The sequence below is a fragment of the Prevotella sp. P4-51 genome, assembly GCF_002251455.1.
Classification (GTDB): Bacteria; Bacteroidota; Bacteroidia; order Bacteroidales; family Bacteroidaceae; genus Prevotella.
Genome location: NZ_NPJM01000062.1, coordinates 1 through 18,721 on the forward strand (window position 1 = coordinate 1; position 18,721 = coordinate 18,721).

Consider the following 18,721-nt stretch of genomic DNA (forward strand, 5'->3'; position numbering starts at 1 on the left):
TTCTACAAGACCATCATGAGCAGGCTTGACACCAAGGCTTTTGGGCTCAAGAAAACGAGTCGCATAAAGGCTTTTGTCTTCAGATTCATCTCCGTACCTGCCAAGTGGATCATGACTGCAAGGCAATACGTGCTGAATATCTACACAGAGAACCGAGCTTATGCAAAACCTTTCAAAACAGAATTCGGATAAGAATCCTTTCTTTCCGGTTAGAATCTGCGTATTACCTCAAGTCGCATCGTGGGGTAAGGGGATGGTGGCTACATATTGATGTTGTGCTGTTGCTTTTTACTGAAAGCTGCTACTAACGACTCATAAATCTACCCTTAATCGTGTATTGGATGATAGTTGCGGATTTTAGGTTTATTTGAACACAAGCGTTTTTTGAATACAGCCTGACGGCAATTTTCCAACAAAAGGGAAGAAGTAAGACTTCCCCATTGTTCGCACTCTGCTGTATGTCTCAATCAAACACGCCATTAAACAGATTGACCGCCTCTATCTTCTTTTCAAGAGCCACTTTTGCATAAACTTCGGTTGAAGTGATGCTTCCATGTCCCAAAACATCCTTCACTGCTGATATGTCTGCTCCTGCTGAGATAGCCAACGATGCTGTCGTATGCCGTGAGCAATGGTAGGTCAAATCCTTTTCTATGCCAGCCTTTTCTTTAAGTCTTCTTACGTATTTCGATACGTTGTCTGACTTCTTGACAAGGTGAAACACAAGACTTTCCGGATTGTCATCCGTCCGAGGTGGCAACAACGATTGTGCCATTTCATTGAGCGGAATAATGGCAGGACGCTTTGTCTTTCGCTGTATGATGCTGATTGTCGGCACGCCATCTATCATTTTAATATCACACCACCTCAGATGCTGCATATCGCCAAGGCGAAGGGCAGTCATGGATGATAACCCAAATGCCAGTTGTACGGTTCGTTCATTCTCACATTCTGCTTCCACCGCCAGGAAATGTGTGAGTTCTTCGGGCGTAAGATACTCTCTGTGTTTGTCAGGAGCATGGAAGCGTTCCAATTTGTTTAGACTGTGTACAGGATTGAATTTTACAAGTCCTTCACGCATAGCCTTGTTAAATATCGCTTTGACAGTTTCCTCAAACAACAGTAATGTGTAATCAGCCAACCGTCCTCCGTTGGTCTTGATTTGGCGTTTGTTGCGATACTTGTTGCGCATATAATCAAAAAGACCGCAAATTTCATCTTTACTGACATCTTTCAGCAGGATGTCTTTCTTATCTACTCTCCGTAAATAAGTGGCTATACGTTTGCGGACAACATTCTTATGACCTATCATCTTCTTGCAGTTGCCACAATCAACAGACCATTTGATATAATCATCGCACCATTGTAGCCAAGTCAAGCCGTTGCCTTGTTCTTCGCTTTTGGCATTCTCTTTCTCCAATACAGGAGGGGTGAGGATGCGCTCTGCTCGTATCTCCATAGCCTTGTTGTATGTAAGCCGATTGTGCTTTGCAGCACCAACGGCATCATCGGGCAAGAGATAGAGGTGCAAGTTTTCTCTCTTGCGGAAGCCAGTCTCGTAGTATTCCAGATATAAGGCTCTTTTGCCTTCCGTCAGCTTACGTTCCTTGATTTCTATCTTCATTGTATTACTGGTATTTGGTCAAACATTCCGTTCACGAGGTTCACGGTTTCCAACTTCTTCTTGTCAACAATCTTGGCGTAAATCTCCGTCATCTTGATGCTCTTGTGTCCGAGTATCTTACTTACTACATAGATACTTGCACCGAGTGTCAGGAGCATAGTTGCCGCCGTATGTCGTGAGCAATGGTAGGTTATATGCTTGGTTATTCCTGCTGCCTCCATCCATTCTTTCAGCACCACTTCTACAGTTGTAGATGTGATTGTCAAATTGTGGAAGATGTTGTCTATACCTTCTTCTCTTTTAGGCATCCACTTCTTTGTTTCTTCCGACAATGGGATGGTTACTCTATCCTTGGTCTTGACTTGGATGTGGTCAATGTATTCTGTCTTGCCGTCAGCAGCCTTGTGGATTTCACTCCAGTTCAAGGCTTTCATGTCGCTATATCGCAGACCAGTGAAACAGGAGAATAGAAAGGCTTTCTTTACCAGTTCATAACGGCATGGTGTATTCATCACTTTCTTTATTTCCTCTATCGTCAGAAACTCACGCTCTGCCACTCGCTTCTGTGGCTTCTCCTTTGCCTCCAACAGCAAGAATGGATTTTGCTCAATCAGTCCGTCCCTTACTGCCTTTGCCAATGACGAGCCGAAATAGTTGACGAACATACGGCAAGTGGTGGTGCTGAGTTGTTTCTTTCCATCATTGTAGGTGCAAGTCTTCAAAAAAGTAATGAAGCCTTTGCAAAACTCCTTATCCACGTCTTTCAACAGAAACTCTGGTTTTCCTATATATAAGAGGTATTGGTCAATGCGAGCATGAGTGTTTCGCTTTGTCTTCATGGAAGACTCAGACAACTCGGCATTGTACTTCACAAAGTCATCCATCCACTTGGTAAGTGTCATGCGTGACTTCTTCACCTTGTCCCAATCCACAAGACCCTCTCTCTGGATGTCAAGAATGCGCTGCGCCTTGATTTGCTCTGCCAACTTTCTTGTATTGGCGTTTTGCAACTTGGTAGCAGCGTTGATTTCTGGCACAAGATAGAGTTTCAGCGTCTCTTTCTTTCTCAATCCCTTTTGGTAAATGTCAAGATAGAGGCTGATGTTGCCACCTGCTATCTTCTTTTCTCGGATGCGCACAGGCTCCTTCAAACGGATTTCCTTCTTCTTTCGTCCCATTTTATTTCCTTTCTTTTCTGATGTTAATATATTCTTTTATCACTGATTATCAAGCATTTAACTTGCGATACAAAGATAATACAACGAGGGACAAAAACGAGACAAAAGTGGATAAACAATCCGCTAATTTAGGAAAGAATAACGAACCAATCCAAAATCGGCTTTCATTCCTAATAGACTGTAAATCAGTGATATTACATCACCTTGCTATCCTTTCATTTCCGATGGTTAGACCCGCTTGGGATAATTGGTGGTTACTGGTGGATCCTCCAAATGTGTATGGCATTGGCGGCACTGTTCTCTATCATCGTGGCGGCAAGCATGGCCTACAAGATGATGGTGAAGAACGAACCGTTGGACGTGATGAAACTGTTCAAGCCCTTGGTGGTGAGCATCATCCTCTGTTGGTGGTACCCACCTGCTGACACAGGCATGACCAACAGCGGCAGCAGCTGGTGCGTATTGGATTTTCTATCCTATATTCCCAATTGCATCGGCAGTTACACCCACGACCTCTATGAGGCAGAGGCGACCCAAATTTCCGACAAGTTTGAGGAGGTGCAGCAGTTGGTATATGTCAGGGACTCGATGTACACTGACCTCCAGGCACAGGCAGACGTGGCGCATAAGGGCACATCAGACCCCAACCTGATAGAGGCGACGATGGAGCAGACGGGCGTGGACGAAGTGACCAACATGGAGAAGGATGCCAGCAAACTGTGGTTCACCTCACTGACGGCAGGGGCCGTGGTGGGCATCGACAAGATAGTGATGCTGATAGCCCTGATCGTGTTCCGCATCGGTTGGTGGGCGACGATATACTGTCAGCAGATATTGCTCGGAATGCTCACTATATTCGGTCCAATACAATGGGCATTTTCGTTGCTGCCCAAGTGGGAAGGAGCGTGGGCGAAGTGGCTAACCCGTTATTTGACAGTTCATTTCTACGGAGCCATGCTCTACTTCGTCGGTTTCTACGTCCTGTTGCTGTTTGATATTGTGCTCTGCATACAGGTAGAGAACCTGACGGCCATCACCGCCAGTGAGCAGACGATGGCAGCCTATCTGCAAAACTCGTTCTTCTCGGCAGGCTATCTGATGGCAGCGAGCATCGTGGCGTTGAAATGCCTGAACCTCGTGCCCGACCTTGCGGCATGGATGATACCAGAGGGCGACACCGCCTTCTCAACCCGAAACTTCGGCGAGGGCGTGGCACAACAAGCCAAGATGACGGCTACGGGAACCATGGCGACCGTGATGAGATAACATGTGAGTGTGCGGTGAGTCACCGCACCTCCTATTGAAACAAATAAAAGTAACCATCAAGAAAAATGAAAGCAAAAAATGAAATTGAGCGTTGGCTCAAAGATGAGAAATTCATGGCGTTTGCCAACAAGCGTGCAAAGGAAGAGTTTTTCAATTCCGAAAACAACTACATCGACCCACAGTATGAGGAGATGGCAGAAGGCTTTGAGGATAACGACGAGTATGTAGTGCCTATGGTAGATTACCTGAGTTATCGCTTGCATCGTGTCAAAATCTACAGAAATCGACGGAGACGTGAACGTGACATCTGGTGGGTGTGGATCCAACTGAAATACGAAGGCATCTACGTAGAGGCTTGCATCAAGTATTACGCCAAACTGGTGGAAGAAGTTGAGAAGGACATATACACCATCCTGCACCGTGAATATGTGAGAATGAAGAGAAATCAGACCTCAAACAAGCAGTAACGTATGGTAATCAAGAACTTAGAAAACAAAATCAAGCTGGTGGGCATCATCTGCTCTGCGTTCCTCATGGGCTGCATCATCATCTCGGTGTCGAGCATCTGGACGGCGCGCTGCATGGTGACGGACGCGCAGCAAAAGGTGTATGTATTGGACGGCAACGTGCCCATACTGGTGAACCGCACCACGATGGAGGAAACGCTGGATGTGGAGGCAAAGAGCCATATCGAGATGTTCCACCATTACTTCTTTACGCTTGCTCCCGATGACAAGTACATCCGCTATTCGATGGAGAAGGCGATGTATTTGGTCGATGAAACTGGTTTGGCGCAGTACAATACGCTGAAGGAAAAGGGCTTTTACAACAATATCATGGGTACGAGTGCCGTGTTCAGCATCTTTTGCGACAGCATCAAGTTCAACAAGGAGAAGATGGAGTTCACCTACTACGGTAGGCAAAGGATAGAGCGAAGGAGCAATATTCTGATGCGTGAATTGGTGACGGCGGGACAGGTGAAGCGCGTGCCGAGGACGGAGAACAATCCTCATGGACTGCTCATCACGAACTGGAGAACCTTGCTCAACAAGGATATTGAGCAGAAGTCGAAGTCAAACTTCTAATATCCTAGCGGTATGAGTGTAAAAGGAATCAGACGGATGCTTGTGGGCGAGGATATGCCCGACAAGAACGACCCCAAGTACAAGAAGCGGTATGAGAAGGAGGTGGCGGCAGGGCGCAAGTTTGCCAAGACCGCGAGGATAGACCGTGCGGCGGCTAAGGTGCAAGGCTTTGCCAATGCCCACAAGACGCTGTTTCTCGTCATCGTCTTCGGCTTTGTCGCCACGTGCTTCGGCATCAACATCTACAGGATGGTGCGGTATTACGGTCATCGGACGGAGGCTGCAAGTGCCATCGAGCGGCAGGAAGGGCGCATGAAGCAGATGATGAATGCAGCCCATTGCATCACTCCTCCCGTGACGCATCGAACCAACGAGGAGAATCGAGACAAGTCAGTAACATCAAAATCAGACAGCGATGAGAATAACAGATAAGATAAACTTCCGTCAGCCGAAGTACATGCTGCCAGCCATCGTGTACATCCCGTTGATTGCCACAGGCTATTTTGTCTTTGACATGTTCAATACGGAGGTGGCGGAAACGCAGGACAAGAACCTGCAGACCACCGAGTTTCTGAACCCCAACCTGCCCGGAGCGCAGATTAAGAATGGTGACGGCATCGGTGGCAAGTATGAGAACATGGCGAAGTCGTATGGTCGCATAGCAGACTATTCGGCTGTTGATAACATTGAGCGTGACAACGAAGAAGAGAAAGAAGCGTATGAATCCAAGTACACAGAAGAAGACCTTGCGGAACTCGTCCGTCAGGCAGAAGAGAAGGACGATGCAGCCGAAGTGGCCGATGCCAAGGCGCGAGAAGCGGAAGCACTCGAAGCACTCAACAAGGCACTCGCCGAAGCGAGGCTGAGAGGACAGGCGGCAGTTGCCCCCGTGGCCCAGGATACCACACAGGCTGGGCCTCCCAAGGAGCAGATTGAGGTGAAAGGTCAGATTGCCGAGGACAGCAAGGCGGTGAAGGCACTGGACGAGGAGGACAAGGCACAGGAGGTGGTGAAGAAGGTGAAGGTGACTTCGGACTATTTCAACACCCTGACGCAGAACGAGCATGAGCCAAAGCTCATCAAGGCCATCATTGACGAGGACGTGAAGGCTACGGACGGGTCGAGGGTGCGGCTGAGACTGTTGGACGATATTGAGATTGGTGAGACCGTGGTGAAGAAAGGGTCGTACCTCTATGCCACCATGAGCGGTTTCGGTTCGCAGCGAGTGAAGGGTAGCATCAACTCCATCCTTGTGGATGACGAGCTGATAAAGGTTTCGCTTTCGCTTTATGACACGGACGGACTGGAGGGACTGTATGTCCCCGGCAGCCAGTTCCGTGAGACCACGAAAGATGTGGCGAGCGGTGCTATGCAGAGCAACATGAACATCGACCAGAGTGGAGCGAACAACAGTTTCTCGCAATGGGGAATGCAAGCCGTGACCAATGCCTACCAGAAGACAAGCAATGCCATCAGCAAGGCTATCAAGAAGAACAAAGTGAAGCTGAAGTATGGGACGTTTGTTTACCTTGTAAATGGGAAAGAGAAAAGGAAATAGACACTGCCCGACAACGGAATTGTCGGGAACGGTGGCTCATAGAGTATAAACATCAAAAAATCAACTAATATGAATTGTTTTCAGAAAATGAATGTCTGTGCATTGCTTTCGCTGAGCGTGCTTTCAGCCAAGGCGCAGACCACCTACATGGAGATGGAGCAGCTGACGGTCAACGACCAAGTGACCACCGTCATCACCGCCTCCGAACCCATCCGCTTTGTCGATATATCCACAGACAAGGTGGTGGGCGACCAACCCATCAACAACACCATCCGCCTGAAGCCGAAGGACAACGTGTATGCCGACGGTGAGGTGTTGGCGATAGTGACAATCGTGACGGAACGCTACCGCACGCAGTATGCACTGCTCTATACCACGAGGATGCAGGAGGCAGTAACCGATAAGGAAATAGAATGCTCGGAGCGCAATGCCTACAACAATCCCGCTGTAAGCCTGTCCACTGCCGACATGACCAAGTATGCACGTCAGATATGGTCATCGTCTGCCAAATACCGCAACGTGGCGACGAAGATGCACCGCATGGTAATGCGCCTGAACAACATCTACAGCGTGGGCGAATATTTCTTCATCGACTTCTCCGTGGAGAACAAGACCAACATCCGCTTCGACATCGACGAGATGCGCATCAAACTATCGGACAAGAAGCAGAGCAAGGCTACCAATGCGCAGATAGTGGAACTGACCCCATCTCTTGTGTTGGACGATGCGAAGACCTTCAAGTATGGCTATCGCAACGTGATTGTGGTGAAGAAGATGACCTTCCCCAACGACAAGGTGCTGACCATCGAGCTGTCGGAAAAACAGATAAGTGGACGCACCATCTCGCTCAGCATCGACTATGAGGATGTGCTGTCTGCCGATTCGTTTAACCATATACTGTTGGAGGAGGAATAATGAGAATTAGGAATGAGGAATTAGGAGTGAGGAATTGGCTTGTGCATACCTTACTCGTTGTCATCTGTTTTATGGCAAGCATGACTCCGGCAATGGCGCAGCAGAATAGCGACCGCATATCCTTGGGGTTCGGATGCCTGTATGAGCGAGGACTGGACGTGACGCTGTCCTACGAGTATGAGACGAAGTACCACAATGCGTGGGAGTATTTTGCAAACGGATATATCAAGTGGAACGAGTGCGCATCGTGCGGTCATGTCTGTCCTGAGAGTTTTTGGAACAACTACCGCAGTTATGGTTTCGGCTTTGCCTATAAGCCCTGTGTGGCAAGAGGACGCAACCACCATGGCAACATGCGCATAGGAGCATCGGCAGGTAGCGATACTGACAGGTTCTTGGGTGGCATCCACCTCGGCTATGAGCAAAACTATACACTCAGACACGGCTGGAAGCTCTTCTGGCAGGTGAAGACCGATGTGATGATCAAGGGTGAAGACCTGTTCAGAACGGGTATTGTCCTGGGTGTGAAACTTCCTGTAAAATGACTATGCGTATGAAGAAACTGTTTTCAATCTTGGCAGTTGCGGCAACGGTGTTGCTGACTGCCTGTGACGAGCATCAGGACTTTCCCGACACAGCCATGAAGGTCACCCATATCTTGACCACTGACGGCAAGGTGATGCCCTACGAAACCTACGAGCAATCGTGCAAGCAAGCCATTGCAGTGGTGTTCAACGTCAATCAGAGGGAAGAAATGGAGGGAAACGGATATGCCGTCTATCTGTGGGACATCGCTCCCGAAGCCTTTGCTGACAGTATCGGTGTGGAACAGGACACATCCTGTGACCTCACCGCCTACGACGGCAACAAGAACACTTTTGCCCTTTATGGCACGACCGATGTGAAGTCGCCTTTGGCTGAGCGTGTCTTCGACATGTGGCGTTACGGGCAAAGTGCCTATATCCCCAGTGTGGCACAGATGCGTCTGCTCTATCATGCCAAGGACATCATCAACCCATACATCCTGAAATGCGGCGGCACACCTATCCCCGATGAGGATGATGACTGTTGGTATTGGACTTCAACGGAGGTAGAAGGACAAGCGACCGCCAAGGCATGGCTTTACTCACTGGGAAGCGGTGCCATACAGGAGACTCCCAAGTGGCAGCCGCATAAGGCGAGACCCATCATCACGATTATGGATTAGCCCATATACAGACATCGAGTATCACCCGTATCATCATCAAAGTACAACAATTAAAAAAGAAAAAGCATGAAAAAGAATTTGTTTCTAATGTTGGGACTTGGAGCCATGCTCCTCACGTCCTGTGACCAAGACATCGTCAATGAGATTTACCTGCCCGGTGGCGGAGGTTCTGTGGTCGTGACCGACAGCACATCAACCAAGCAGCTTCAGGTATTCACCAATCTGGAGATGCTGCAACCTGCCGTTTCCACACGAGCCGTTGACAACCAGTGGGAACTCAATGATATGATTGGCATCTCTTCCACAGGGATGATCAACAATATGAAGTTCACCCGAAGCGGCGGCACGAATCAGTTTGTGTCAGCCAACAAGGTGTTTTTCACGGACACAGACACTCACACCTTCAATGCCTACTATCCCTATACGGCAAATCCTACCAACGACCTCATAGAGTTCCAAGTGCCGGAGGCAGCTGTACAGAGTGAGCAGAAGGTCAATGATTTTCTGTTTGCCAGTGGAGCGGCATCATACGCCAATCCGAGCCTTACATTGAACTTCACCCATCAGATGGTGCGTGTCATCATCAAGGTCTATACCTCACCAGAATACGGTTTCACCACCAATGATTTTGCAGGAAGCCTACTCACGTTCGTCGGTTATTTTGACAGCGGTACTTTCAACATCAAGACCGGAAAGGTAGAATGCAGTGACGAGTCGGTGACGACCTATTATTTCGGCGACCCACAAAGTGACCACATGGAATATACGCTTTATGTTCCTGCACAGGTTATGCCAGACATGACATTGCAACTCAGCAATGGGGAGAACTTCGTATTCCTCACAAACGACACGTGGAAAGCGGGTCATTCCTACAGCTATTCATTGAAGCCTGTACGCAACACCTTGGAGGTCATATCTGCAACTATTTCTCCGTGGACAGTAGAGTCTGAGAAGACCATCAACGGCTACGAATAAAACTCATAAGAGGATTGGAGGGTGTCCACCGTGGCATCCTTCATCTTTTCTCATTATCACCCAACATCATCGTAAAGTAAATGGAAGAAAGCAAAGAGTTACAGGGTTTTTACAAGATATTCAGGGCGGTGATTTATGTCTCCATCCTGATGGAGTTCTTCGCCTACGCACTGGAGCCGGAGCAGTTGGACTTCTTGGGCGGCGTAGTGACGGATATCCACACTCGCATCAAGCGGTGGATGATTTACCATGACGGCAACCTCGTGTATAGCAAGGTGGCTACGTTCCTGCTGATATGTATCACCTGTGTGGGAACGCGCAACAAGAAGCATCTGGAGTTTGACGCTCGCAGGCAGGTGCTCTATCCGCTGCTGTCGGGAGTGCTGCTGATTGTGCAGTCCGTATGGCTGTTCGGTCATTCGATAATGCCCTGTTTCTATACCCTCCGTTTGAACACTTGGCTCTATATGCTCACTTCCATCGTCGGTGTCGTATTGGTGCATATCGCCCTCGACAATATCTCTAAGTTCCTGAAGGAAGGGCTGCTGAAAGACCGCTTCAACTTCGAGAATGAGAGCTTTGAGCAATGCAGGGAGTTGCAGGAGAACAAGTACAGCGTGAACATCCCTATGCGCTATTATTACAAGGGCAAGTTCCGCAAGGGATGGGTGAACATCGTCAATCCGTTCCGTGGCACATGGGTTGTGGGTACTCCTGGTTCTGGTAAGACCTTCTCCATCATCGAGCCGTTTATCAGGCAGCACAGCGAGAAGGGCTTTGCCATGGTGGTGTACGACTATAAGTTTCCCACTCTCGCCACCAAACTCTACTATCATTACTTGAAGAACAAGAATGCCAAGGACAGCAAGATGCCCCATGGCATGAAGTTCAACATCATCAACTTTGTGGATGTGGAGTATTCGCGCCGTGTGAACCCCATCCAGTTGAAGTACATCAACAACCTTGCCGCAGCGAGCGAGACCGCCGAGACCCTGCTTGAATCCCTGCAAAAAGGCAAGAAGGAAGGCGGCGGTGGCAGCGACCAGTTCTTCCAGACCTCTGCCGTCAACTTCCTTGCCGCCTGCATCTATTTCTTCTGCAACTACGGCAAGGAGCCCTACGACAAGGACGGAAAGATGCTGATTGCCGAGCGGCGTGAAGACCCAAAGACGAAAAGGCTGATACCCACAGGACGGGTGTTCGACCATTCGGGCGCGGAGGTGCAGCCCGCTTATTGGTTGGGCAAGTACAGCGACATGCCACATATCCTATCGTTCCTCAATGAGAGTTATCAGACCATCTTCGAGGTACTTCAGACCGACAACGAGGTAGCCCCCTTGCTTGGCCCGTTCCAGACTGCCTTTGCCAACAAAGCCATGGAGCAGTTGGAAGGTATGATTGGCACGCTACGTGTCTATACCTCCCGTCTCGCCACCAAGGAATCTTACTGGATATTCCACAAGGACGGCGATGACTTCGACCTGAAGGTCAGTGACCCGAAGAATCCAAGTTATCTGCTCATTGCCAACGACCCCGAGATGGAGAGCATCATCGGTGCACTGAATGCCTTGATTCTCAACCGCCTTGTAACGAGGGTGAATACAGGACAGGGCAAGAACGTTCCTGTCAGCATCATCGTCGATGAGTTGCCGACCTTGTATTTCCACAAGATAGACCGACTGATAGGCACAGCCCGAAGCAACAAGGTGAGCGTGGCACTTGGCTTTCAGGAACTGCCGCAGTTGGAAGCCGATTATGGCAAGGTGGGTATGCAGAAAATCATCACCACCGTGGGCAATGTGGTGAGCGGTTCGGCAAGAGCCAAGGAAACCCTCGAATGGCTGTCGAGTGACATCTTCGGTAAAGTAGTGCAACTCAAAAAGGGCGTGACCATCGACCGTGACAAGACCTCCATCAACCTCAATGAGAATATGGACAGCCTGGTGCCTGCAAGCAAAATCTCCGATATGCCCACAGGTTGGATATGTGGACAGACCGCCCGTGACTTCGTAGTCACCAAGACCGGGATGAACGGAAGCATGAACATCCAGGAGAGCGAGGAGTTCAAGACATCCAAGTTCTACTGCAAGACCGACTTCGATATGACGGAAATAAAGAAGGAGGAATCGGAGTATGTCCCTCTCCCTAAGTTCTATAAGTTCAAGTCGAAAGAAGAGCGAGAGCGCATCCTCTACAAGAACTTCGTTCAGGTTGGGGAGGACGTGAAAGCCATGATTAAAGAGATTCAGCAGTTCCGCACTATGATGTAGTGATATTGATTAGAGTGCGGTGAGACATCGCACCTCCTATATAAAATAATGTAATGAGAAGATACATCATCGTACTATTGAGCATGTTGGCCATCTGTAGCGTGCCCTGTCAAAGCCAAACCATTGACAGGGCACTGTTTGAACGGATGGTAGCCATTACCAAACACTTCGAGGGTTGGCACGACCCAAAGACCACACCGGGCTATGTGGGCTATGGTCACCAGCTACAGAAGGGAGAGCGTTTCCCGAAAACACTGACACGTCAGCGTGCAGATTTGCTGTTACGGACAGACCTCCTCCGGCACCTGCGCCTATATGCCCGTTATGGCAGGGATGCTTATCTGCTTGCCACCCTCTCGTACCAGATTGGACCAGCCAAGTTGTTAGGCAATGGACGATACCCGAAAGCGTCCCTGCTCACCCGATTGGAACGTGGCGACAGGGACATCCTGCCACTCTATCTGAGCTATTGCAAATGGAGGGGAAAAGCAGTGGCATCCATTAGGAAACGGAGGTGGGTGGAATATCAGCTGTTGTATGCCGAGCGGTGAGGCACCATCCCTCCTATACCTGTTTGTCTGTCACTTATATTATATATAAAGGTAATAATTGCAATTTCAATGTTAAAGTCAGAGCATTATGGCATCCATCAAATTAAAGTTCAGAACATCATCTGTTCAAGAGAAAGAGGGTCGCCTGTATTATCAGGTGATACACAATCGTGTGGCACGTCAGATCCATACAGAGTACAGAATCTATTCCTCAGAGTGGGATGCGGACCATTCAAACATCATTTTGCCAACTTCCGTCACTCCACAACGTCAAGCCTATCTTCTTTCCTTGAAAGATACATTGGATGCTGACAGGAAGAAACTGCTGTTGGTCATTGCACGGTTGGACAAGGAAGGGCAGTCATATACAGCAGACACCGTCGTTGACAACTTCCATGAGGGAAAAGAATTACATGGCATTATCGGCTATACGCTGGAGTTGAACGAAAAACTGAGACGCATCGGCAAGAAGCGGATGGTAGCAAGGTACAAAACCACCCTCAACAGCCTCCAGCGTTACCTGAAAGGAGGCGATGTGCCATTGGAGGAAGTCGATGGGACAACGATACAAGGCTATGAACAGTGGCTGAAAGACAGCGGACTGTGCCGCAACACCACCTCTTTCTACATCCGCAACCTGCGCACCATCTACAATCATGCCGTAGATGACGGACTGGTCATCTCTTCCTCACCGTTCAAGCATGTATATACCGGCATCGACAAGACCGTCAAGCGGGCACTCCCCTTGGAAATCATCAAGCAACTGAAAGAGCTGGACTTGAGTCTGAACCCCCGTTTGGAGCTTGCAAGGGATATGTTCCTGTTCAGTTTCTATACCCGTGGGATGTCGTTCATCGATATGGCACAACTTACACCAAGCAATCTGCATGGCAGTACGCTCATTTACCGCCGTCAGAAGACCTCACAACAGTTGCACATCAAATGGGAACCTGCCATGCAGGAGATAGTGGCGAAGTACAAAACAGATGATTCTCCCTACCTGCTCCCTATAGCAAAAGGAGAGGGAGCCATATTCTGGAGACAGTACAAGAATGCCTATAGCCGTATCACCAAGCAGTTGAAGAAAATCGGAGAAATGATAGGCCTGTCCGTCCCCCTGACCACCTACGTAGCCCGCCACTCCTGGGCAAGCATAGCCAAGAGCAAGAACGTGCCCGTATCTACTATCAGCGAGGCATTGGGGCATGACTCCGAGAAAACCACACAGATATACCTCTCCTCATTGGACACCTCTGTCGTTGACAACGCCAACAATCTCATCATCAATTCTCTTTAGGAGGTGCAGCGTCTCACTGCACCTTTATTTCAATATTTATAACTATTGTATTGCGGTGTGATACCGCAACTATAATAAAAAAGTCGGGGATTGTTGAGCAAAAAGGTGTTTCTCTCTTTAAGAGAAATATCGTTTTGCTAAACAGTTGATATTGAGGTATCATTTTATCGTAAAAGACATATTTGCTCAACAATTGCTTGACGGAAATCAACAAATTTTAGCATTTTTGTAAAAAAGTCGCTATATAATTTGGTGAATTGGAGTTATTTTCATATTTTTGCATCCCGAAGAGTTTCTCTTAAAGAGAGAAACATCTTTTGCATACCTTTTCCGACCGAATTTTTATGTCGTAAAGAGGGGCTTTGCAGGGGGTGGACTCAGAAAGATGAGAATAGATGACTATTGTAGTTGAAACACATAGAAAGTTGCTGATATACAGACCGATACGCATATCGGGATGAACCATGAGTACGTTCTTTTCTCGAAAAACACATGTCAAAACAGTATGGTGAATGTATTGGACAAGGATAAGATACTGTGGTATGTCATGCGGGCCTACAAGAACGAGAATACTGCCGAAGATCGGCTCTCTAATGGGTTCTGCGGGATTTAGTGTGAATTAACATGCCGTATCCCGCATTAAACGGCAAGAAATTCGTAATTTTGTGGTCATTATGAAGAGAACAGAAGACATATTAGCCAAGCTGCTACTCCAAAATAATGATGACTGGGAGATAGGGGATGTGACATGTGATGATTCCATGGAGGAGATACACATCACTCTCAAATATCGCCACGGCACCATCAAAATTGAAGGGAAAGAATTCCCTATATTTGACTTCCGTCACGAACGGAGCTGGAGGCATCTAGATATGTGGCAGTACAAGACGATTCTTGATGCTCGAGTTCCTCGATACAGAGAAGGAAATGAGGTCAAAAGCGTGCCAGTACCATGGGCAATGCCGAACTCCCGACTGTCCTGGCTGATGGAAAAAAAACGATAGAAACGTTGCAATCCACCAAGAACCAGACAAAGACCGCACGTCTGCTCCGCCTGTCTTTTGAGCAGGTGCATGGAGTGATGCTACGAGCTGTGGAGCGAGGATTGAACCGGCGTGACAAGAAGCACATCTATGAGCATGTCTGTATGGATGAGAAATCAATCAGACGAGGCCATGAGTATGTGAGTATGCTCTATGACGGAGAGACTGGCCATGTACTTGAAGTCGAAGCAGAACGAACCAAGAAAAGCGTTGATAATCTGTGTACTAAGGCTCTCACAGAGGAGCAAAGAGCAGGCGTGAAGACCGTGTGCACGGATATGTGGGACGCATTCATCGATGGCGCGAAGAAGTACTTCCCCAACGCCAGTCATTGCCACGACATGTATCATTGTGTCACCTATCTGAACGATGCCGTCGACAAGGTCCGCAAGCGTGAGGTCAGGCAATTCCCCGAACTGAAACGGACCAAATATTTATGGCTAAAGGATCAGTCCAAATATACGTCCAACGACCAAACTCGTTTCGACAAGCTCGAAGATGCTGAATATGAGGTTTCGCAGGCTTGGAAAGTCAAAGAACTCTTTCGTGATCTCCTCCGTCTCAAGTACCATGGCGACATGGAAGCTTATGGGATGGTGTTGCGATGGATGGATGATGCATTGCAGTACAACATTGAGGAGATTAACGGTGTGGTCTTCATGTTCAAGAGACACCTTAAAGGCATCATAAGAGCCATGGTTACTGGCGCCAATAATGGCAAAGCCGAGAGAACCAACGGATCCATCCAAGAGATAAAGACCATCGGCAGAGGATATGGGACTGCCGAGCGATACAGGATCGCAATCCTATTTTTCTACGGTGGCCTAGACATATGTTAATTCACATTAATTACGGTAGAACCAAAGTTAAAAAATCCTCCCACTTTTGTTAGATATATTTTTTTGTGTAATTTTGTAATCGTTATGCGGCAGTAATAATATACATATTAATACGAGTTAGTAATCCTGTAGTTCTCATATGCTACGAGGAGGTATTAAAAGGTGCGTTTCGACAATGCATCTACTGTAGTATATTATTGCTTAATCCAAATGAATATTATAAATTTAGGAATTCTTGCTCACATTGATGCAGGAAAAACTTCCGTAACCGAGAATCTGCTGTTTGCCAGCGGAGCAACGGAAAAGTGCGGCCGCGTGGATAATGGTGACACCATAACGGACTCTATGGATATAGAGAAACGTAGAGGAATTACTGTCCGGGCTTCTACGACATCTATTATCTGGAATGGAGTGAAATGCAATATCATTGACACTCCGGGACACATGGATTTTATTGCGGAAGTGGAGCGGACATTCAAAATGCTTGATGGGGCAGTCCTCATCTTATCCGCAAAGGAAGGCATACAGGCGCAGACAAAGTTGCTGTTCAATACTTTACATAAGCTGCAAATCCCGACAATTATATTTATCAATAAGATTGACCGTGCCGGTGTGAATTTGGAGCGTTTGTATCTGGATATAAAAGCAAATCTGTCTCAAGATGTCCTGTTTATGCAAACTGTTACCGATGGATCGGTTTATCCGGTTTGCTCCCAAACATATATAAAGGAAGAATACAAAGAATTTGTATGCAACCATGACGACGATATATTAGAACGATATTTGTCGGATAGCGAAATTTCACCGGCTGATTATTGGAATACGATAATCGCTCTTGTGGCAAAAGCCAAAGTCTATCCGGTGCTACATGGATCAGCAATGTTCAATATCGGCATCAATGAGTTGATGGACGCCATCACTTCTTTTATACTTCCTCCGGCATCAGTTTCAGACAGACTTTCAGCTTATCTCTATAAGATAGAGCATGATCCCAAAGGACATAAAAGAAGTTTTCTAAAAATAATTGACGGAAGTCTGAGACTTCGAGACGTCGTAAGAATCAACGATTCGGAAAAATCCATCAAGATTAAAAATCTAAAGACTATTTATCAGGGCAGAGAGATAAATGTTGATGAAGTGGGTGCCAATGATATCGCGATTGTAGAGGATATGGAAGATTTTCGAATCGGAGATTATTTAGGTGTTAAGCCTTGTTTGATTCAAGGATTATCCCATCAGCATCCCGCCCTCAAATCCTCCGTCCGGCCAGACAAGCCCGAAGAGAGAAGCAAGGTTATATCCGCTCTGAATACATTGTGGATTGAAGACCCGTCTTTGTCCTTTTCCATAAACTCATATAGCGATGAATTGGAAATCTCGTTATATGGTTTGACCCAAAAGGAAATCATACAGACATTGCTGGAAGAACGGTTTTCCGTCAAGGTCCATTTTGATGAGATCAAGACTATCTACAAAGAACGACCTGTAAAAAAGGTCAATAAGATTATTCAGATCGAAGTGCCACCCAACCCTTACTGGGCCACAATAGGGCTGACGCTTGAACCCTTGCCGTTAGGGACAGGGTTGCAAATCGAAAGTGACATCTCCTATGGTTATCTGAACCATTCTTTTCAAAATGCCGTTTTTGAAGGGATTCGTATGTCTTGCCAATCTGGTTTACATGGATGGGAAGTGACTGATCTGAAAGTAACTTTTACTCAAGCCGAGTATTATAGCCCGGTAAGTACACCTGCTGATTTCAGACAGCTGACCCCTTATGTCTTCAGGCTGGCCTTGCAACAGTCAGGTGTGGACATTCTCGAACCGATGCTCTATTTTGAGTTGCAGATACCCCAAGCGGCAAGTTCCAAAGCTATTACAGATTTGCAAAAAATGATGTCTGAGATTGAAGACATCAGTTGCAATAATGAGTGGTGTCATATTAAAGGGAAAGTTCCATTAAATACAAGTAAAGACTACGCCTCAGAAGTAAGTTCATACACTAAGGGCTTAGGCGTTTTTATGGTCAAGCCATGCGGGTATCAAATAACAAAAGGCGATTATTCTGATAATATCCGCATGAACGAAAAAGATAAACTTTTATTCATGTTCCAAAAATCAATGTCATCAAAATAATGGAGCGGTCAGGAAATTTCTATAAGGCAATACAGTTGGGATATATACTTATCTCCATTCTTATCGGATGTATGGCATATAATAGCCTCTATGAATGGCAGGAGATAGAAGCATTAGAACTTGGCAATAAAAATGAAACGTATGGCTTAGAGTATTTCATACCCAAGCAGAAAGTCCTTCGCACTGTCAAGGGCAAGAAAGTCTTTTTCAAGGAAATATATATCGAAACCGAACGAATTATCATTCGAAATTTCAAACAGAAGGATGCCGAAGGGTTGTTGGAGTATCTTTCCCATCCGCGTGTGAATTGCTTTGCCGGAGACCGCCTTTGTTCCAGAGAGGCGGCATGGGCATATATGCAGTATTCCCCGAAAGACATGCTGCGCTATGCGGTGAGTCTGAAAAAAGATGACTTTATTATCGGTGACGTGTTCGCTTTGCGTGAGAATGAAGACACTTATAATGTGGGGTGGCATTTCAACAAACGTTTTGAAGGCAAAGGATTCGCTTGTGAAGCGGCAGCCGGATTGTTGGATTATCTTTTCCGAGAGGCGGGCGCACGGCGTATCTATGGATTTGTGGAAGATGACAATATCCGCTCCAAACGCTTATGCGAACGTCTTGGTATGCGCCGCGAAGGATGTTTCAAAGAGTTTGTGACATTCGTAAACAATCCTGACGGCTCCCCAAAATATGAAGATACCTGTGTTTATGCCATTCTCGAAAAAGAGTGGAATACCATCCGTCAGTGGTGACACACCAAACCTATTATGAATT

17 protein-coding genes and 2 pseudogenes are annotated in these 18,721 nt (G+C 47.2%); 17 read left to right on the forward strand and 2 right to left on the reverse strand.

Translation table 11 applies throughout. The features are described from left to right. Positions 1 to 192: pseudogene (locus CIK94_RS10395) on the forward strand (IS1380 family transposase); the annotation flags it as partial. A gap of 271 nt (positions 193 to 463) precedes the next feature. Here the strand turns inward: CIK94_RS10395 and CIK94_RS10400 are convergent. Further along, positions 464 to 1,624 carry a site-specific integrase gene (locus tag CIK94_RS10400; RefSeq protein ID WP_074557834.1) on the reverse strand — a complete coding sequence of 387 codons (1,161 nt, stop codon included), beginning with the start codon at positions 1,622 to 1,624 and terminating at the stop codon, positions 464 to 466. Then, positions 1,621 to 2,802: a site-specific integrase gene (locus tag CIK94_RS10405; protein ID WP_068855511.1), complete on the reverse strand. Its 1,182-nt coding sequence runs from the start codon at positions 2,800 to 2,802 to the stop codon at positions 1,621 to 1,623. Before CIK94_RS10405 ends, CIK94_RS10400 begins: the two co-directional genes overlap by 4 nt. A gap of 240 nt (positions 2,803 to 3,042) precedes the next feature. Here CIK94_RS10405 and CIK94_RS10410 point away from each other — a divergent pair. The 16 genes and pseudogenes from CIK94_RS10410 to CIK94_RS10485 all read left to right on the forward strand — a co-directional run. Continuing rightward, positions 3,043 to 4,068, forward strand: a pseudogene (locus CIK94_RS10410) (hypothetical protein); the annotation flags it as partial. Positions 4,069 to 4,133: 65 nt separating this feature from the next. Continuing rightward, a complete protein-coding gene (locus CIK94_RS10415; RefSeq protein WP_094423030.1) occupies positions 4,134 to 4,535 on the forward strand; it encodes a hypothetical protein in 402 nt (133 codons plus the stop codon). 3 nt (positions 4,536 to 4,538) lie between these two features. Continuing rightward, positions 4,539 to 5,153, forward strand: a complete 615-nt coding sequence (traK, locus tag CIK94_RS10420) for a conjugative transposon protein TraK (RefSeq protein WP_005816126.1) — start codon at positions 4,539 to 4,541, stop codon at positions 5,151 to 5,153. 12 nt (positions 5,154 to 5,165) lie between these two features. Then, positions 5,166 to 5,585: a hypothetical protein gene (locus CIK94_RS10425; protein WP_005816127.1), complete on the forward strand. Its 420-nt coding sequence runs from the start codon at positions 5,166 to 5,168 to the stop codon at positions 5,583 to 5,585. Next, positions 5,569 to 6,711, forward strand: coding sequence for a conjugative transposon protein TraM (gene traM, locus CIK94_RS10430; RefSeq protein ID WP_005816128.1), 1,143 nt, complete (start codon positions 5,569 to 5,571; stop codon positions 6,709 to 6,711). The genes CIK94_RS10425 and traM overlap by 17 nt, the downstream gene beginning before the upstream one ends. Before the next feature lie 69 nt (positions 6,712 to 6,780). Further along, complete coding sequence (traN, locus tag CIK94_RS10435; RefSeq protein ID WP_005816133.1) at positions 6,781 to 7,626, forward strand: conjugative transposon protein TraN; 846 nt, start codon at positions 6,781 to 6,783, stop codon at positions 7,624 to 7,626. Then, positions 7,626 to 8,171, forward strand: coding sequence for a hypothetical protein (locus CIK94_RS10440; protein ID WP_005816135.1), 546 nt, complete (start codon positions 7,626 to 7,628; stop codon positions 8,169 to 8,171). The genes traN and CIK94_RS10440 overlap by 1 nt, the downstream gene beginning before the upstream one ends. Before the next feature lie 8 nt (positions 8,172 to 8,179). Then, on the forward strand, positions 8,180 to 8,833 hold the full coding sequence (locus CIK94_RS10445) for a hypothetical protein (RefSeq protein ID WP_005816136.1): 654 nt from the start codon (positions 8,180 to 8,182) through the stop codon (positions 8,831 to 8,833). 66 nt (positions 8,834 to 8,899) lie between these two features. Beyond that, positions 8,900 to 9,808 (forward strand): fimbrillin family protein, encoded by a 909-nt coding sequence (locus tag CIK94_RS10450; RefSeq protein WP_005816138.1) that lies wholly within the window; start codon positions 8,900 to 8,902, stop codon positions 9,806 to 9,808. Between the two features lie 80 nt (positions 9,809 to 9,888). Beyond that, positions 9,889 to 12,078 (forward strand): type IV secretory system conjugative DNA transfer family protein, encoded by a 2,190-nt coding sequence (locus CIK94_RS10455; protein WP_005816140.1) that lies wholly within the window; start codon positions 9,889 to 9,891, stop codon positions 12,076 to 12,078. A gap of 53 nt (positions 12,079 to 12,131) precedes the next feature. Further along, on the forward strand, positions 12,132 to 12,629 hold the full coding sequence (locus CIK94_RS10460) for a hypothetical protein (RefSeq protein ID WP_005816141.1): 498 nt from the start codon (positions 12,132 to 12,134) through the stop codon (positions 12,627 to 12,629). A gap of 88 nt (positions 12,630 to 12,717) precedes the next feature. Next, the gene (locus CIK94_RS10465; protein WP_005816149.1) at positions 12,718 to 13,926 is read left to right on the forward strand and encodes a putative resistance-associated DNA invertase; all 1,209 of its coding nucleotides are present in this window, start codon (positions 12,718 to 12,720) and stop codon (positions 13,924 to 13,926) included. A gap of 674 nt (positions 13,927 to 14,600) precedes the next feature. Continuing rightward, entirely contained in the window at positions 14,601 to 14,930 is a 330-nt protein-coding gene (locus tag CIK94_RS14105; protein ID WP_144008377.1) for a transposase family protein, read from the forward strand. Further along, the gene (locus CIK94_RS10475) at positions 14,879 to 15,808 is read left to right on the forward strand and encodes an ISL3 family transposase (RefSeq protein ID WP_094423032.1); all 930 of its coding nucleotides are present in this window, start codon (positions 14,879 to 14,881) and stop codon (positions 15,806 to 15,808) included. The genes CIK94_RS14105 and CIK94_RS10475 overlap by 52 nt, the downstream gene beginning before the upstream one ends. A gap of 210 nt (positions 15,809 to 16,018) precedes the next feature. Continuing rightward, positions 16,019 to 17,944, forward strand: a complete 1,926-nt coding sequence (gene tet(Q), locus CIK94_RS10480; RefSeq protein WP_094423033.1) for a tetracycline resistance ribosomal protection protein Tet(Q) — start codon at positions 16,019 to 16,021, stop codon at positions 17,942 to 17,944. Between the two features lie 215 nt (positions 17,945 to 18,159). Beyond that, positions 18,160 to 18,699 (forward strand): GNAT family N-acetyltransferase, encoded by a 540-nt coding sequence (locus CIK94_RS10485; RefSeq protein ID WP_032939761.1) that lies wholly within the window; start codon positions 18,160 to 18,162, stop codon positions 18,697 to 18,699. The last annotated feature ends 22 nt before the right edge of the window (positions 18,700 to 18,721 follow it).

Coding starts and splice junctions, on each gene's coding strand:
- CIK94_RS10400 (WP_074557834.1), bottom strand. CDS start 1,624: ATGAAGATAGAAATCAAGGAACGTAAGCTGACGGAAGGCAAAAGAGCC.
- CIK94_RS10405 (WP_068855511.1), bottom strand. CDS start 2,802: ATGGGACGAAAGAAGAAGGAAATCCGTTTGAAGGAGCCTGTGCGCATC.
- CIK94_RS10415 (WP_094423030.1), top strand. CDS start 4,134: ATGAAAGCAAAAAATGAAATTGAGCGTTGGCTCAAAGATGAGAAATTC.
- traK (WP_005816126.1), top strand. CDS start 4,539: ATGGTAATCAAGAACTTAGAAAACAAAATCAAGCTGGTGGGCATCATC.
- CIK94_RS10425 (WP_005816127.1), top strand. CDS start 5,166: ATGAGTGTAAAAGGAATCAGACGGATGCTTGTGGGCGAGGATATGCCC.
- traM (WP_005816128.1), top strand. CDS start 5,569: ATGAGAATAACAGATAAGATAAACTTCCGTCAGCCGAAGTACATGCTG.
- traN (WP_005816133.1), top strand. CDS start 6,781: ATGAATTGTTTTCAGAAAATGAATGTCTGTGCATTGCTTTCGCTGAGC.
- CIK94_RS10440 (WP_005816135.1), top strand. CDS start 7,626: ATGAGAATTAGGAATGAGGAATTAGGAGTGAGGAATTGGCTTGTGCAT.
- CIK94_RS10445 (WP_005816136.1), top strand. CDS start 8,180: ATGAAGAAACTGTTTTCAATCTTGGCAGTTGCGGCAACGGTGTTGCTG.
- CIK94_RS10450 (WP_005816138.1), top strand. CDS start 8,900: ATGAAAAAGAATTTGTTTCTAATGTTGGGACTTGGAGCCATGCTCCTC.
- CIK94_RS10455 (WP_005816140.1), top strand. CDS start 9,889: ATGGAAGAAAGCAAAGAGTTACAGGGTTTTTACAAGATATTCAGGGCG.
- CIK94_RS10460 (WP_005816141.1), top strand. CDS start 12,132: ATGAGAAGATACATCATCGTACTATTGAGCATGTTGGCCATCTGTAGC.
- CIK94_RS10465 (WP_005816149.1), top strand. CDS start 12,718: ATGGCATCCATCAAATTAAAGTTCAGAACATCATCTGTTCAAGAGAAA.
- CIK94_RS14105 (WP_144008377.1), top strand. CDS start 14,601: ATGAAGAGAACAGAAGACATATTAGCCAAGCTGCTACTCCAAAATAAT.
- CIK94_RS10475 (WP_094423032.1), top strand. CDS start 14,879: ATGGGCAATGCCGAACTCCCGACTGTCCTGGCTGATGGAAAAAAAACG.